The organism is Pseudomonas sp. GM18 (assembly GCF_000282195.1).
Lineage (GTDB): Bacteria > Pseudomonadota > Gammaproteobacteria > Pseudomonadales > Pseudomonadaceae > Aquipseudomonas.
Genome location: NZ_AKJT01000040.1, coordinates 1 through 14,556 on the forward strand (window position 1 = coordinate 1; position 14,556 = coordinate 14,556).

Here is a 14,556-nt window from a genome sequence, read left to right on the forward strand (position 1 = left end):
AGAGCGTGGGAACGATCGGTGACGGGGGCTATCCAGCGGCCGGTTCTCGGCCAGTTTTCTTTGCTGATGGGCTAGTCAGGTGAATGTCTCAATGTCATCAAGGGTGTCCACCACAGTCCCTTCCAGTGAGGGGGATTTTTTCTTCACCTTCTCAAGGGCCGGAAGTACAACATCCAAGTCCAGATCACCCTGTCTGCGGGCTATGTGTCCGAGAGCGGTGATGGCCGCTGCTGCAACCGATTCGGTTTCACTCTCGAGGTACTTCAGGCAGGTGTGCTGAGCCCAAATCATGTCTTGCTCATTCAGGCCGATAGAAATCAATGCGGCGACAACGTTGGTTTCTATGTCGCTCGCCGGGTTTTGCGGGGTCTATCTGTTCACCTGTTTCGTGGTTGAACTCGCCAAGATGCTTACCTTGCTTGTCATACATCTCTATTGCGCCTGTCTTGCTATCCCATTCATATATTCGCCCCTTTCGGTCTTTCCACCGACTGCGTTTACTCCCCCCGCCCTGAACACTGCTTTTTGATTTAACAGGAAGGGCATCTGGAAATGCTTCGAACCATGAGCGTCCCGGTTTCATCTTTTGAAAGCGATGTGGACGCTATATCAACGGGCATTGGATAGATGTAGGACGGGTCTGAAACTCTGGCCGTAGTTTTTGATCGTTCCTATGCTCCGCGTGGGAATGCCTCACCGGACGCTCTTTGGGACGCAGAGCGTCCCTGGCTGCGTTCCCACGCAGAGCGTGGGAACGATCAGTCACCCTGACTTGCCAGCCACGGCAATATCGGTAACTATGCCTGCCTAAATAGGGGTAGGGGGTATAGGTATGTCGCACATCCACGAACACAAAGACGATTTGCTCAACCGTGTCCGGCGCATTGCCGGTCAGGTCCAGGCGGTGGAGCGGGCGCTGGAGTCCGACGCCGATTGCGCCAAAACCCTGCACCTGGTTGCAGCGATCCGCGGTGCGGTCAACGGTCTGATGGACCAGTTCATCGACGCCCACGCCCGTGAACATGTGGCGCGTCCAGGCCTCAGCGACGAAGCGCGCGCCGAAGGCGTGGAAGACTTGTTGCAAGCCATCCGCCGTTACGCGAAATAGAGGCCAGCCCCATGACACTGACACCTCAGGCTTCGCGTTTTACTCACGATCACCTGTTTCTGGGCGCCGCCCACGATGAAAACGCACGCCGCACGCTGTGGGTGGTGGCGCTGACGTTTGTGATGATGATTGGCGAGATTGCCGCCGGTTATATCACCGGTTCCATGGCGCTGTTGGCGGATGGTTTTCATATGGCGACCCACGCCGGGGCCTTGGGCATTGCCGCGGCGGCCTACAGTTTTGCCAGGCGACACGCCAACAATTCGCGCTTCAGCTTCGGTACCGGCAAGGTCGGGGACCTGGCGGGTTTTGCTTCAGCCGTGGTGCTGGGGCTGGTGTCCCTGGGCATCGCCGGCGAATCCATCGTGAGGCTGTTTCAACCAACCACCGTGGCTTTCACCGAAGCGACGATAATTGCCGTGGTGGGGTTGGCGGTGAATGTCGTCAGTGTGTTGCTGCTGGCGGGCAACGATGGGCATCACGGCCATCATCACGATCACAGCCATGACCACGGCCATCATCACCATCACGACAACAACCTGCGCTCGGCGTATATCCATGTGCTGGCCGATGCGCTGACCTCGGTACTGGCCATTGCGGCGCTGTTGGCCGGGCGCTACCTGGGCTGGGTCTGGCTGGACCCGGTCATCGGCATTGTCGGCGCCCTCGTGATCGCGAAATGGGCTTATGGCTTGATGCGCGACAGCGCCGCGGTGTTGCTCGATACCACTGATGAGCACGTCGCCGCCGAAATTCGTGAGTTGCTCGAGTCGACGGACGATGTTCGCATCAGTGACCTTCACGTCTGGCAAGTCGGGCCCCAGGCGCGGGCGGCGATTGTCAGTGTCGTGGCTGCGGCGAGTGTCAGTGCTGACGCCGTCCGCGAACGTTTGGCGCCGGTTCATGAGTTGTCTCACCTGACGGTCGAATATCGCAACGTTTGAGGTGAGTCCCCGGTAACCGCTACCGCGAGGCCGAGGCCATGAGTACGCCAAAACCGGCGAAGGTCACACCCGAGACTTTCGCGGCCAGCCAGGAACCCTTCGAGCTCGACAACCAGCCTTTGGCGGCATTGGCGAGCAAGGCATAGCTGCCATGCACCAGGATCACCAGTACGCCGTAGGAGGCGACCAGCTTGATGAACTGGCTGTAGAAGTGCGCCGAAGTGTCGATGAATTGCGGGAACACCGCCAGAAAGAAAAACACCGCCTTGGGGTTCAAAAGCTGCATCGAAGCCGCTTCAAGAAAACGATAACCGGGGCTTGAAGGCCGCGTTTCGAGCAGCGTGCTGAAACGATCCGAGCGCCAGCTTTTGTAGCCCAGGTACAACAAATAGGCGGCCCCTGCGTATTTCAATGCGGTAAAGGCATTCGCGGAGGTGTTGAGTATCAGGCCAACACTGGTGGCGCTGATGGCGGCGACGACAAATGCCCCCGACGCGATCCCCAGAATGCCCGGCACGGCGCCCCTCCAACCGTGGCGCACCGCGTTGGACAGGGTCAGGACCACACCAGGCCCCGGGCTCAAAATGGTCAGGGTGGCGAAAAGTACAAAGAGGCCGTAGCTGTTCATGGCTTGCTCCGTCAGGTGGCATTGGCTGCGTGCTGGCAGATTGGCGTGGCGAGGAGGGTGTGACAAACGCTTTAATTACAGCGCATAGGTGACTAAATTAGACACATGATGAATCAACTACCGCCTCTTAATGCTGTTCGCGCCTTCGCCGTTGCTGCTCGTCATCAGAGCTTCAGCCTGGCGGCCGAAGAGCTGCATGTCAGCCACAGTGCCGTCAGCCGGCACATCAAATTGCTCGAGGAGTACCTGGGTGTGCTGCTGTTCGAGCGGCGTATCCGTCAATCGGTGCTGACGCCGGCCGGCCAGCGCTTTTATGAGCAGGTTAGCGCCGGGCTGTCGCAGATCGCCAACGCCGCCGCTGCGCTCAAGCAGCATGCCTCGCTGCCTACCGTGAAGATCAATGTGCGTCCGTCCTTTGCCATGCTTTGGCTGACGCCCAGGCTGGCGGATTTCGTTGCGCAGTACCCAGGCATCAAGCCGCAGGTGATCACCCAGACCCAGGCTCCCGATCAGGCTCGCGACGGGTTCGATATCGTCATTCGCCGTGGTCGTGACGATTGGGCGCCGGCGATTGAGGCGCGAGCACTCTTCGAAGACGAACTATTGCTGGTCGCGGCGCCATCGCTGATCGAGCGCCTGCCACTTGAAGACCTCACTTCCCTGAGTCGACATACGTTACTGACCGCCAAGGCCCGCCGCGAAGACTGGCACAATTGGGTCATGCACTTTGGTCAAAGCCAGTCAGCCACTCAGGTCACCCGGCAGTTTGATCACATGCACCTGGTGCTTCAGGCCGCCGTGGATGGACGGGGCATTGCCCTGTGCCCGACCTCTTTGCTGGGCAGCCACATCTCGAGTGGACGCTTAATCTGTCCGTTGCCCGAGTTGCGCATGCCGTTGCCGCGTTATTACTACGGTGTTGCGCCGGACGTGACGGCGCACACACGGATCTTTGTGGAGTGGTTATTTGCCCGGATTGCTCAGGATGAGCTGAGTTGGCAAACACCTCGAGCGGTGACCGCTACGCCCTGAAATCCCAGACGATCTCCACCACCCGCACCGCCAGCACCAGATAAACCAGAAACAGAATGATCTGAAACGAGGTGTGATACTGCAACCTGGACAACCGGCGTATTCCGTCGCTGACATTGAGCAGCATCAGCAGTGCTGACGTTGCAATCAACCCCCAGCCGGCGAGGCTTGAAGCGAACAATCCCATGAACACGTGATGGCCGCCGTGCAACGCGTTGGTGCCCGCTGCGAACAGCAGGGCGCACACCAGCAGGTTCTTGATGTTGTCGAACACTTGCGAGGTGAAGTCGGTGTCCAGCAAGGCCAGATACTTTCGCCAGAGTTTTCCCATGGTTTTGGTGGCACCTGTTGATGGCGGTTGCACGTGGCAAGTCTAGTGGCGTTTTGCACGAAACGCGGACGAAAAAAAGCCCGGCCTTCAATGTGATGGCCGGGCTTTTGTATTCAAACGGACAGCCGCGTCAGATCAAACCTTGACGATCCAGCCCGCTGGCGCCTCGATGTCGCCGGTCTGTACACCGGTCAGCTCTTTGTAGAGCTTCTGGGTGACCGGGCCGACTTCGGTTTCGCTGTGGAACACGTGCAGCTTGTCGTTGTAGCTGATGCCGCCGATCGGGGTGATCACCGCAGCAGTACCGCAAGCACCGGCTTCCTTGAAGTCGGACAGCTTGTCGATGAACACGTCACCTTCGACCACTTCCAGGCCCAGACGGGTCTTGGCCAGTTCGATCAACGACAGACGGGTGATGCCCGGCAACACCGAAGGGGAATTCGGGGTGACGAACTTGTTGTCGTGGGTGATCCCGAAGAAGTTGGCCGAACCGACTTCTTCGATTTTGGTGTGGGTCATCGGGTCCAGGTAGATGGCGTCGGCGAAGTGCGCCTTCTTGGCCTGGGAACCTGGCATCAGGCTGGCGGCGTAGTTGCCACCGACCTTGGCCGCGCCGGTGCCTTGTGGGGCGGCACGGTCGTAGCTGGAGATCAGGAAGTTGTGCGGGGTCAGGCCGCCCTTGAAGTAGGCACCGACCGGGATGCAGAAGATCGAGAAAATGAACTCCGGCGCGGTACGCACGCCGATGTTGTCACCCACGCCGATCACGAACGGGCGCAGGTACAGCGCGCCGCCGGTGCCGTAAGGCGGGATGAAACGCTCGTTGGCACGGACCACGTCCTTGCACGCTTCGATGAACTGTTCGGTGGACACCTGCGGCATCAGCAGGCGCGCGCAGCTGCGTTGCATGCGGGCGGCGTTCTGGTCCGGGCGGAACAGGTTGATCGAACCGTCCTTGCAACGGTAGGCCTTCAGGCCTTCGAAGCACTGCTGGCCATAGTGAAGGGCAGTCGAGCCTTCACTGATGTGCAGCACGTTGTCTTCGGTCAGGGTGCCTTTGTCCCACTCGCCATTACGCCAGTGCGACAGATAGCGCTTGTCTGTTTTGATGTAGTCAAAACCCAGCTTGTCCCAATTGATGCTTTCGTTACCCATGACACCCTCTATCACTTAACAACCGCCGAAACGGTTCAAGGCTTCTGACGTTTTTCTGGATGGGGACAACAATACTTCATTCCGGGGCTAAATCGCAGCCCGGATTACGAACTCCGCGACCATCGATGCACCTCGTTGTAGCAGCTGACGAGCAACGCGAGGCAGCGTTCGGCGACGAAGTCGTCGTAATCCGCCTGACGCGGTCTGCCTGAAAGAATACGATGACCGGTTTTGCGACGGCTTCGCCGCCGAACGCTGCCTCGCGTTGCTCGACAGCTGCTACCAAGGGTTGCGTCAGTCTTTAAAGGTGTAGGGCGTGCCCCAACGCACGCAGCGCTGCTTCCTGCACCGCCTCGCCGAGCGTCGGATGCGCGTGGATGGTGCCGGCGATGTCTTCCAGCCGCGCGCCCATTTCCAGGCTTTGGCCGAATGCCGTCGACAACTCCGATACACCGACACCAACGGCCTGCCAGCCAACAATCAGATGATTGTCACGCCGCGCCACAACCCGCACGAAGCCGCTTTTGGACTCCAGCGTCATCGCCCGGCCATTGGCGGCGAACGGGAAGCTGGACACGATACAGTCCAGCCCCGCAGCCTTGGCCTCGTCCGGAGTCTTGCCAACCACCACCAGTTCCGGGTCGGTAAAGCACACGGCAGCGATGGCGGTCGGGTTGAACTCGCGGTGTTTGCCGCTGATCAGCTCGGCAACCATCTCGCCCTGGGCCATGGCCCGGTGGGCGAGCATCGGTTCGCCGCTCAGATCGCCGATGGCGTAGACATTGCGCATGCTGGTCTGGCAACGGTTGTCGATCTTGATCGCCGAACCGTTCATGTCCAGGTTCAAGGCTTCGAGGTTCCAGCCCAGGGTGTTGGGTTTGCGACCGACGGCCACCAGCACCTGATCGGTTTCCAGGTTCAGGTTGTCGCCGTTCGGGTCAATGACTTGCAGTGTATTTCTAACAGAATCAAAGCCTTGAACGCTGTGCTTCAAGTAAAGCTTCACGTCGAGTTGTTTGAGTGCTTCGTGCACTGGATGGGTCAGTTCGGCATCGTAGGCCGGCAGAATACGATCCTGCGCCTCGACCACGCTGACCTCGGCACCGAGCTTGCGATAAGCAATCCCCAGTTCCAGGCCAATGTAACCGCCACCGACCACGACCAGCCGTTTCGGCAAGCTTTTCGGCGTCAGGGCTTCGGTGGAGGAGATGATCGGCCCGCCAATCGGCAGCATCGGCAGGTTGACGCTTGTCGAACCGGTGGCCAACACCAGGTGCTCGCACTGAATCCGCGTGTCGCCGACGGCAACGGTTTTGCCGTCGATCACTTTCGCCCAGCCTTGAATGACCTGGACCTTGTGCTTCTTCAGCAACGCCGAGACGCCGGTGGTCAGGCGATCAACGATGCCGTCTTTCCACTCGACGCTTTTGCTGATGTCCAGGGTCGGCGCCGATACGCTGATGCCCAGCGCCGAGTATTGGCTGTGGTGCTGCGTCTGGTGGAACTGTTCGGCGACGTGGATCAACGCCTTGGACGGAATGCAGCCGATGTTCAGGCAGGTGCCACCCAACGACTGGCCTTCCACCAGAATGGTCGAAATGCCCAACTGACCGGCACGGATCGCCGTCACATAACCGCCAGGGCCGCCGCCGATGATCAGCAGCGTGGTGTTCAGAGTCTGTTGCATTCCTTACTCCACAAACAGGGTAGCGGGTTGTTCGAGCAGGCTGCGCACGGCCTGGATGAATTGCGCCGCGTCCATGCCATCGACCACGCGGTGATCGAAGGAGCTGGAGAGGTTCATCATCTTGCGGATCACGATCTGGCCTTTGACCACCATTGGCCGTTCGACGATTTTGTTGACGCCGACGATCGCCACTTCCGGCAGGTTCAACACCGGGGTGCTGACGATGCCACCCAGGGCGCCGAGGCTGGTCAGGGTGATGGTCGAGCCGGACAATTCATCGCGGCTGGCCTTGCCAGTGCGCGCGGCAGTTGCCAGACGGGAGATTTCCGTAGCGTTGTCCCACAGGCTGCGGGCTTCGGCATGACGCACCACCGGCACCATCAAACCGATCTCGGCTTGGGTGGCGATGCCCACATGCACCGCGCCGAGGCGGGTGATGACCTGGGCTTCGTCGTCGTAACGGGCGTTGATCTGCGGGAAGTCGCGCAGGGCCACGACCAGGGCGCGGACCAGGAACGGCAATAAGGTCAGCTTGCCGCGGGTCGCGCCGTGTTTTTCGTTCAGGTGTGCGCGCAGTTCTTCCACGGCGGTGACGTCGATTTCTTCGACGTAACTGAAGTGGGCAGCACGCTGGGTGGCGTCCTGCATGCGCTGGGCGATCTTGCGGCGCATGCCGATCACCGGGATTTGCTGTTCGTCGTTACGCTGGGCGTAAGCGGCAACGGTGGAGGATGCATTCGACTGCCCCTGAGCCAGCCAGGTATCGAGGTCTTCGTGCAGAATCCGCCCGGCAGGGCCGCTGCCACGGACCAGGCGCAATTGAATGCCGAGGTCCAGCGCATGCTTGCGCACGGCCGGCGAGGCCAGCGGACGCTCATCGGCCTCGCGCGCGACCATCGGGCCTTGGCAAACGGCAGCCGGACGCGGCGCCGCTGCAGCCGGTTTGCTTTCTACGACAGCTTCAACTTTCGGCGCCGCCACAGGGGCTTCTTTAATAGCTGCCGCTGGCGCAGTCGATTCCTTAACGTTGCCCGCGCCTTCGACTTCAATGCTGATCAGCACACTGCCGACCGCCATGACTTCGCCTGGCTGACCGCCCAGCGCAATCACCTTGCCGTGCACCGGGGATGGAATATCGACCATCGCCTTGTCGGTCATCACATCGGCGAGTACCTGGTCTTCGACGACCATGTCGCCGACCTTGACGTGCCACACCGACAATTCAACTTCTGCAATGCCTTCGCCAATGTCCGGCATTTTAATAACGTGCGTGCCCATTCAGACCTCCATAACCCGATGCAAAGCCGCGCCCACACGGGACGGACCAGGGAAATACGCCCACTCTTGCGCGTGCGGGTAGGGAGTGTCCCAGCCGGTGACGCGCTCGATCGGCGCTTCCAGGTAGTGGAAGCAATGCTCTTGCACCAGCGCGACCAGCTCGGCGCCGAAACCGCAGGTACGGGTCGCTTCGTGAACAACCACGCAGCGTCCGGTTTTCTTTACCGACTTGACGATGGTTTCCAGGTCCAGTGGCCACAGGCTGCGCAGGTCGATGACTTCGGCGTCGATGCCGGTTTCTTCAGCGGCAACTTGCGAGACGTAGACAGTGGTGCCGTAAGTCAGCACGGTCACGTCCTTGCCCGGACGCGCGATGGCGGCGACGTCCAGCGGCACGGTGTAGTAACCGTCCGGCACTTGCGCGGCGGGGTGTTTCGACCACGGGGTTACCGGGCGGTCGTGGTGGCCGTCGAACGGGCCGTTGTACAGGCGTTTTGGCTCGAGGAAGATCACCGGGTCATCGTTTTCGATGGAGGCGATCAGCAGGCCTTTGGCGTCATAAGGGTTGGACGGCATGACGGTGCGCAAACCGCAGACCTGGGTGAACATCGCCTCGATGCTCTGGCTGTGGGTCTGGCCGCCGTAGATGCCGCCGCCACAGGGCATGCGCAGGGTCATCGGCGCGGTGAACTCGCCGGCCGAGCGATAACGCAAGCGCGCCGCCTCGGAAATGATCTGGTCCGACGCCGGGTACACGTAGTCGGCGAACTGGATCTCGGCCACCGGCCGCAAACCGTAAGCCCCCATGCCCACGGCGACGCCGACGATGCCGCTTTCGGAGATCGGCGCATCGAATACGCGGGAGGTGCCGTACTTGGTCTGCAGGCCTTCGGTGCAACGGAACACGCCACCGAAATAACCGACGTCCTGGCCGAACACCACGACGTTGTCGTCACGCTCGAGCATCACATCCATGGCCGAGCGCAGGGCCTGGATCATGGTCATGGTTGTGGTGGTCATGGCGGTTTCCAACTGAATATTATTGTTGTGATCGTTCATGTCAGATCCCCAACTCCTGACGCTGGCGCTTCAAGTGCTCCGGCATCTCTTTGTAGACGTCTTCGAACATGGTCGCGGCGCTCGGAATCTGGCCGCCGGCGAGGGTGCCGTACTGCTCGGCTTCTTTCTGCGCGGCGATCACTTCGGCTTCCAGTTCGGCGCTGACGGCGGCGTGTTCCTCCTCGGACCACTGACCGATTTTGATCAGGTGCTGCTTGAGGCGCGCAATCGGGTCACCCAACGGGAAGTGACTCCAGTCGTCGGCAGGACGGTATTTGGAAGGATCATCGGAGGTCGAGTGCGGGCCGGCGCGGTAGGTGACCCATTCGATCATGGTCGGACCGAGGTTGCGCCGCGCGCGTTCGGCAGCCCAGGCGGATGCAGCGTAGACCGCGTAGAAATCGTTGCCATCGACCCGCAGGGAGGCGATGCCGCAACCGACGCCGCGTCCGGCAAAGGTGGTGGCTTCACCGCCGGCAATCGCCTGGAACGTCGAGATCGCCCACTGGTTGTTGACCACATTGAGGATCACCGGCGCACGGTACACGTGGGCGAAGGTGAGGGCGGTGTGGAAGTCCGATTCAGCGGTGGCACCGTCACCGATCCAGGCCGAGGCGATTTTGGTGTCGCCCTTGATCGCCGAGGCCATGCCCCAGCCCACCGCCTGGATGAATTGGGTGGCGAGGTTGCCGGAAATGGTGAAGAAACCGGCCTCTTTGACCGAGTACATGATCGGCAACTGACGACCCTTGAGCGGATCGCGCTCGTTGGACAGCAGTTGGCAGATCAGGTCCACCAGCGGCACTTCGCGGGCCATCAGAATGCTTTGTTGACGGTAGGTGGGGAAGCACATGTCGTCGATATTCAGGGCCAGGGCCTGGGCGCTGCCGATGGCTTCTTCGCCGAGGCTCTGCATGTAGAACGACATTTTTTTCTGGCGCTGGGCGACCACCATGCGGTTGTCGTAGATCCGCGTCTTGAGCATGGCGCGCATGCCTTTACGCAGGATCTCGACGGGTACGCCTTCAGCCCATGGACCGAGGGCATTGCCCTGGTCGTCGAGCACGCGAATCAGACCTCTGGCCAGATCAGCGGTATCGGCCGGTTCTACGTCGATTGGGGGTTTGCGCACCGTGCCCGCATCGGTCAGATGCAGGTAGGAGAAGTCGGTTTTGCAGCCGGGACGGCCCGAAGGTTCGGGAACGTGCAGGCGCAGCGGTTCGTACGCTTGGTTCATGGCTTCTACGCTCGATCTTGTGAATTTCTTGTAGTGAGCTGGCAGTCATTCTTCGGTAAAAGAATTCTTGTCCTACAACAATCATAGGCCGGGCCAAGAAGAATATTTCTCTCTGTTTTGTTGCTCTGGTGGTTATTTAAGGATAAAAAATCTGCATAAACATAAAAAACAGGTGGTTTTGTCTCATGCGCAAATTGGACCGTACCGACATCGGCATTCTCAACAGCCTTCAGGAGAACGCGCGCATCACCAACGCCGACCTCGCGCGCTCGGTGAACCTGTCGCCGACGCCGTGCTTCAATCGGGTCAAGGCGATGGAAGAATTAGGGCTGATTCGCGAGCAGGTGACGCTGTTGGATGCCGATCTGCTGGGCTTGCATGTGAATGTGTTCATTCACGTCAGCCTGGAGAAGCAGGTGGAAGAGGCGTTGCAGCAATTCGAAGAGGCGATTTCGGATCGCCCTGAAGTGATGGAGTGCTATTTGATGGCCGGCGACCCGGACTATTTGATCCGCGTGTTGGTGCCGACCATCCAGTCGCTGGAGCGCTTCATGATGGACTTTCTGACCAAAGTGCCGGGGGTGGCGAACATTCGTTCGAGCTTTGCGCTCAAGCAAGTGCGCTACAAGACGGCCCTGCCATTGCCGGCCAACGGCCTGACCCTGGCCAATTGAAAAACGCATTTGTAGCAGCTGTCGAGCACCGCGAGGCAGCGTTCGGCGGCGCAGCCGTCGTAATCCATCCAACGCGGTTTACCTGAAAGAACGCGGTTGCAGGTTTTGCGACGGCTTCGCCGCCGAACGCTGCCTCGCGGTGCTCGACAGCTGCTACGGGACTAGAGTTGGTTCAGAGGAATCTTCAGGTAAGTGACGCCATTATCTTCCGCCGGCGGCAAATTCCCCGCCCGCACATTCACCTGAATCGCCGGCAGCAACAGCGTCGGCATGCACAAACCGGCGTCGCGCTGGGTGCGCATCGTGACGAAGGAGGCTTCGTCGACGCCGTCGTGAATATGAATGTTGCTTCTACGCTGCTCGCCGACCGTACTCTGGCATTGCGGGGCGCGGCCCTCGGGCGGGTAATCGTGGCAGACGAAGAGGCGCACGCTGGCGGGGAAGGCCAGCAGCTTGCGGATCGAGGCGAACATCTGGTTGGCGTTGCCGCCAGGGAAGTCGCAACGCGCGGTGCCGACGTCCGGCATGAACAACGTGTCGCCCACCAGAATCACATCGCCGTCGATCAAATAAGCCATGTCCGCCGGGGTATGCCCGGGCACATGCAGGGCGGTGGCCTTGAGGTTGCCGATGCGGAATGACTCGTCCGGCGCGAACAGGTGATCGAACTGCGAACCGTCGACCCTGAATCCCGGTTCGAGATTGAACAGCGTCTTGAACACCCCCTGAACCTGGCTGATCGACTGACCAATCGCAATCTTGCCCCCCAGCTCCCGACGCAGATACGGCGCGGCCGACAGGTGGTCGGCATGCGCATGGGTTTCCAGCAGCCATTGCACCTGCAACTGGTGTTGGCGAACGAAGGCGATGATCTTGTCGGCCTGGACGGTCGAAGTGCGCCCGGCGGCGGCGTTGTAATCGAGCACCGGGTCGACAATCGCGCAGTGCCCGCCATCGTGCTCGTAGATCACGTAGCTGTAGGTCTTGGAGGCGGGGTCGAGGAAGGCTTCAATCAAGGCGGGCATGGTGGACGTTTCTTCTTGGACAGGTCTTGAGGGTAGTTTCATTTTCCCTGCATTGGCCAGCCCCGCATCCATTCAATTGATGAAAAAAACTGTGCGGGCTCTATCCTGTCACTCAATCGATACCGGGCGTACCCGGCCTTTTTTCGCGGATCACGAGTGTTTTATGTTGCTGGCAAGTTTTTTTGGCCTGGTCATGGGCCTGGTGCTCGGCTTGACCGGAGCCGGTGGCGGTATTCTTGCGGTGCCGGCCCTGGTGCTTGGGTTGGGTCTGACCATGACCCAAGCGGCGCCCGTCGCCTTGTTCGCGGTGGGCAGTGCGGCGGCGGTCGGTGCTATCGACGGTTTACGTCATGGCCTGGTGCGCTATCGCGCGGCGTTGTTGATTGCTTTGCTCGGCGCGGTGTTTTCGCCGGTGGGCATCTACTTCGCCCATCAGATGCCGGAAAAGATCCTGATGGTCCTGTTCAGCCTGCTGATGGTCATGGTGGCCTGGCGGATGCTGCGCCCGGAAAAGCTCGACGCCGGCCCGAGCGACCACGGCCACGCCAACTGGGGCCAGAAAAACTGCATGCTCGATCAGCAGACCGGGCGTTTTTCCTGGACCGCCAAATGCACCGCGACCCTTGCCGCACTCGGCGCGGTGACCGGTGTGGTCTCGGGGCTGCTCGGGGTCGGTGGCGGTTTTCTGATAGTGCCTGCGTTCAAGCAACTGACCGATGTGCAGATGCGCGGCATCGTCGCCACGTCGTTGATGGTGATCAGCCTGATCTCGATCATCGGGGTGATCGGCGCGTTTCACGCCGGGGTGCGGATCGATGGTTTGGGCGTGTCGTTCATTGTCGCCAGCATCGTCGGGATGATCCTCGGCCGAAAACTCTGCGCACGGGTGCCGGCCCGAGGGCTGCAGATGGGCTTTGCCAGCGTTTGCGTGGTGATCGCCGTTTACATGCTGTTTAGAGCGCTCGCCTAGCGACCACCGGTTCCTGTGGACGCCACTCGGGTCCACAGGCTTACACCCTAAGTTCCGGGCCTGGCCGACGGGCGGTCTTACACCGAATTTGCCGTGCGCTACCGGCCACCCCAAAGCACCTGACAACCGCCCCCAAGGCAGCGTATGACGCCGCCTGTCCGCTTTCGATAATCGCCTCCGACATCAAGTCCCCCGTAGCGGAGCGCGCCATGCACAACAATAAGAATTTCAAGCACCGTTTCTTGCCGGCCTTCATCGCCAGCCTGTCATCCCTGGGCCTGAGCTCAATGGCTGAGGCCGAGATCATGCTGTACGACAAGGACCAGACTACGTTCTCCACCGATGGCTACATCAACGCCTTCTATGTGAACAGCGACGTGGACCGGGCCGGCGAGCAGTACGACCGTCGACAGGCGCGGGTGAAGATGGGGTTCCTGCCCAATTACCTGGGCTTCAACATGGGCAAACAGGTCGATGACCTCAAGCTCGGCGCCCGGGCTTCGTTCTGGGTGACCATCAACGACAGCGAAACCAACGGCACCGACACCGCCATCGACGTGCGGCAGTTCTACGGTACGGTGGCCAACCCGGAGTGGGGCGAGGTGCTGATCGGCAAGGACTTCGGCCTGTTTGCCCGTTCCAACATCCTGCTCGACGAACTGCTCGCCGGTTACGGCCAGGTCAGCGATACGTTGGGCCTGGTGGATGGCGGCGGGGTGTCGTTCGGCAACATCGGCAGCGGCTATCCGTACCCGTTCCCGACGTCGCAGATTACCTATCGCACGCCAATGATGGACGGTTTGCGGGTCGCGGTGGGGATCATGGACCCGGTCGACACCAACGACAGCAGCGCAACCGGCAAGGCATACCAGAAGAACCCGCGCACCGAGAGCGAGATCACCTATCAGTTCGACGTTGGCGGAGCGAAGATTTACAGCTGGCTCAACGGCAGCTACCAGACCTCGGACAACACCGACTCCAACGTCGAGTCCGTCACCTCCAAAGGCGTCGGCTACGGTGTGCAGGCGAAGATGGGCGGGCTGTCGCTGACCGGCTCCGGTTTCCAGGCCAAAGGCATCAACCCGTTCTTCACCAACAACGCCGGTGAACCGACCTTGCGCAACGTCGACAGCAACGGTTACTTGTTGCAAGGCTCCTACAAACTGGGCAAGAACCGACTGGCCTTGTCTTACGGCAAGACCAAGGACGACGGTAACGGCGTGGTCGGCAGCGGCGCCGATTACGAAACCCGGGGCATTGCGCTGTTCCATGACGTCAACGACAACCTCAAGTTGGTGGCCGAGTACAACCAGTTCGAAATCAACGGCCACGACACCAGCGCCCAGAATGAAAACACCGATACGTTTGCGGTGGGGGCGGTGCTCACCTGGTAGCCAGTGGCGACATAGATCACCTGTGGCGAGGGAG

The 14,556-nt window shown here is 60.4% G+C and carries 15 protein-coding genes and 1 pseudogene; 6 read left to right on the forward strand and 10 right to left on the reverse strand.

What is annotated here, in order from left to right; all coding sequences use genetic code 11:
* Window positions 1–75: 75 nt before the first annotated feature.
* On the reverse strand, window positions 76–291 hold the full coding sequence (locus PMI21_RS0128090) for a hypothetical protein (RefSeq protein WP_007937603.1): 216 nt from the start codon (window positions 289–291) through the stop codon (window positions 76–78).
* A 7-nt stretch (window positions 292–298) separates the two neighbouring features.
* Window positions 299–556 (reverse strand): annotated as a pseudogene (locus PMI21_RS28860) (colicin E3/pyocin S6 family cytotoxin); the annotation flags it as partial.
* 276 nt (window positions 557–832) lie between these two features.
* Here PMI21_RS28860 and PMI21_RS16295 point away from each other — a divergent pair.
* Window positions 833–1,108, forward strand: coding sequence for a metal/formaldehyde-sensitive transcriptional repressor (locus PMI21_RS16295; protein ID WP_007937604.1), 276 nt, complete (start codon window positions 833–835; stop codon window positions 1,106–1,108).
* A gap of 11 nt (window positions 1,109–1,119) precedes the next feature.
* On the forward strand, window positions 1,120–2,052 hold the full coding sequence (dmeF, locus tag PMI21_RS16290; RefSeq protein ID WP_007937606.1) for a CDF family Co(II)/Ni(II) efflux transporter DmeF: 933 nt from the start codon (window positions 1,120–1,122) through the stop codon (window positions 2,050–2,052).
* Between the two features lie 19 nt (window positions 2,053–2,071).
* On the opposite strand, the gene PMI21_RS16285 is transcribed toward dmeF, so the two are convergent.
* Window positions 2,072–2,680, reverse strand: a complete 609-nt coding sequence (locus PMI21_RS16285) for a LysE family translocator (RefSeq protein WP_007937608.1) — start codon at window positions 2,678–2,680, stop codon at window positions 2,072–2,074.
* A gap of 105 nt (window positions 2,681–2,785) precedes the next feature.
* Here PMI21_RS16285 and PMI21_RS16280 point away from each other — a divergent pair, with 105 nt between their 5' ends.
* Window positions 2,786–3,712: a LysR substrate-binding domain-containing protein gene (locus tag PMI21_RS16280; protein ID WP_007937610.1), complete on the forward strand. Its 927-nt coding sequence runs from the start codon at window positions 2,786–2,788 to the stop codon at window positions 3,710–3,712.
* Here PMI21_RS16280 and PMI21_RS16275 read toward each other — a convergent pair.
* The 6 genes from PMI21_RS16275 to PMI21_RS16250 form a co-directional block, all read right to left on the reverse strand.
* Entirely contained in the window at window positions 3,702–4,043 is a 342-nt protein-coding gene (locus tag PMI21_RS16275; RefSeq protein WP_007937619.1) for a hypothetical protein, read from the reverse strand. The two genes, PMI21_RS16280 and PMI21_RS16275, sit on opposite strands and share 11 nt — an antisense overlap.
* Before the next feature lie 135 nt (window positions 4,044–4,178).
* Window positions 4,179–5,198: a branched-chain amino acid aminotransferase gene (locus tag PMI21_RS16270; RefSeq protein WP_007937620.1), complete on the reverse strand. Its 1,020-nt coding sequence runs from the start codon at window positions 5,196–5,198 to the stop codon at window positions 4,179–4,181.
* A 301-nt stretch (window positions 5,199–5,499) separates the two neighbouring features.
* Window positions 5,500–6,885 carry a dihydrolipoyl dehydrogenase gene (gene lpdA, locus PMI21_RS16265; RefSeq protein WP_007937621.1) on the reverse strand — a complete coding sequence of 462 codons (1,386 nt, stop codon included), beginning with the start codon at window positions 6,883–6,885 and terminating at the stop codon, window positions 5,500–5,502.
* A 3-nt stretch (window positions 6,886–6,888) separates the two neighbouring features.
* Window positions 6,889–8,163, reverse strand: coding sequence for a dihydrolipoamide acetyltransferase family protein (locus tag PMI21_RS16260; RefSeq protein WP_007937622.1), 1,275 nt, complete (start codon window positions 8,161–8,163; stop codon window positions 6,889–6,891).
* A complete protein-coding gene (locus tag PMI21_RS16255) occupies window positions 8,164–9,222 on the reverse strand; it encodes an alpha-ketoacid dehydrogenase subunit beta (RefSeq protein WP_007937623.1) in 1,059 nt (352 codons plus the stop codon).
* Between the two features lies 1 nt (window position 9,223).
* Window positions 9,224–10,459, reverse strand: a complete 1,236-nt coding sequence (locus PMI21_RS16250) for a 3-methyl-2-oxobutanoate dehydrogenase (2-methylpropanoyl-transferring) subunit alpha (RefSeq protein WP_007937624.1) — start codon at window positions 10,457–10,459, stop codon at window positions 9,224–9,226.
* 185 nt (window positions 10,460–10,644) lie between these two features.
* Here PMI21_RS16250 and bkdR point away from each other — a divergent pair, with 185 nt between their 5' ends.
* Entirely contained in the window at window positions 10,645–11,133 is a 489-nt protein-coding gene (gene bkdR / locus PMI21_RS16245) for a Bkd operon transcriptional regulator BkdR (RefSeq protein WP_007937625.1), read from the forward strand.
* A gap of 161 nt (window positions 11,134–11,294) precedes the next feature.
* On the opposite strand, the gene PMI21_RS16240 is transcribed toward bkdR, so the two are convergent.
* Window positions 11,295–12,158 carry an MBL fold metallo-hydrolase gene (locus tag PMI21_RS16240; RefSeq protein ID WP_007937626.1) on the reverse strand — a complete coding sequence of 288 codons (864 nt, stop codon included), beginning with the start codon at window positions 12,156–12,158 and terminating at the stop codon, window positions 11,295–11,297.
* A gap of 163 nt (window positions 12,159–12,321) precedes the next feature.
* Here PMI21_RS16240 and PMI21_RS16235 point away from each other — a divergent pair, with 163 nt between their 5' ends.
* Together PMI21_RS16235 and PMI21_RS16230 are read left to right on the forward strand one after the other, a co-directional pair.
* Window positions 12,322–13,128, forward strand: coding sequence for a sulfite exporter TauE/SafE family protein (locus PMI21_RS16235; protein ID WP_007937627.1), 807 nt, complete (start codon window positions 12,322–12,324; stop codon window positions 13,126–13,128).
* A 209-nt stretch (window positions 13,129–13,337) separates the two neighbouring features.
* Entirely contained in the window at window positions 13,338–14,522 is a 1,185-nt protein-coding gene (locus PMI21_RS16230) for a porin (RefSeq protein WP_007937629.1), read from the forward strand.
* The last annotated feature ends 34 nt before the right edge of the window (window positions 14,523–14,556 follow it).

What these genes read in the sequence shown, in the direction of transcription:
- PMI21_RS16240 (WP_007937626.1), bottom strand. Translation starts at nt 12,158, where the DNA reads ATGCCCGCCTTGATTGAAGCCTTCCTCGACCCCGCCTCCAAGACCTAC.
- PMI21_RS16260 (WP_007937622.1), bottom strand. Translation starts at nt 8,163, where the DNA reads ATGGGCACGCACGTTATTAAAATGCCGGACATTGGCGAAGGCATTGCA.
- PMI21_RS16270 (WP_007937620.1), bottom strand. Translation starts at nt 5,198, where the DNA reads ATGGGTAACGAAAGCATCAATTGGGACAAGCTGGGTTTTGACTACATC.
- PMI21_RS16295 (WP_007937604.1), top strand. Translation starts at nt 833, where the DNA reads ATGTCGCACATCCACGAACACAAAGACGATTTGCTCAACCGTGTCCGG.
- PMI21_RS16250 (WP_007937624.1), bottom strand. Translation starts at nt 10,459, where the DNA reads ATGAACCAAGCGTACGAACCGCTGCGCCTGCACGTTCCCGAACCTTCG.
- PMI21_RS16255 (WP_007937623.1), bottom strand. Translation starts at nt 9,222, where the DNA reads ATGAACGATCACAACAATAATATTCAGTTGGAAACCGCCATGACCACC.
- bkdR (WP_007937625.1), top strand. Translation starts at nt 10,645, where the DNA reads ATGCGCAAATTGGACCGTACCGACATCGGCATTCTCAACAGCCTTCAG.
- PMI21_RS16280 (WP_007937610.1), top strand. Translation starts at nt 2,786, where the DNA reads ATGATGAATCAACTACCGCCTCTTAATGCTGTTCGCGCCTTCGCCGTT.
- lpdA (WP_007937621.1), bottom strand. Translation starts at nt 6,885, where the DNA reads ATGCAACAGACTCTGAACACCACGCTGCTGATCATCGGCGGCGGCCCT.
- PMI21_RS16275 (WP_007937619.1), bottom strand. Translation starts at nt 4,043, where the DNA reads ATGGGAAAACTCTGGCGAAAGTATCTGGCCTTGCTGGACACCGACTTC.
- PMI21_RS0128090 (WP_007937603.1), bottom strand. Translation starts at nt 291, where the DNA reads ATGATTTGGGCTCAGCACACCTGCCTGAAGTACCTCGAGAGTGAAACC.
- PMI21_RS16285 (WP_007937608.1), bottom strand. Translation starts at nt 2,680, where the DNA reads ATGAACAGCTACGGCCTCTTTGTACTTTTCGCCACCCTGACCATTTTG.
- PMI21_RS16235 (WP_007937627.1), top strand. Translation starts at nt 12,322, where the DNA reads ATGTTGCTGGCAAGTTTTTTTGGCCTGGTCATGGGCCTGGTGCTCGGC.
- PMI21_RS16230 (WP_007937629.1), top strand. Translation starts at nt 13,338, where the DNA reads ATGCACAACAATAAGAATTTCAAGCACCGTTTCTTGCCGGCCTTCATC.
- dmeF (WP_007937606.1), top strand. Translation starts at nt 1,120, where the DNA reads ATGACACTGACACCTCAGGCTTCGCGTTTTACTCACGATCACCTGTTT.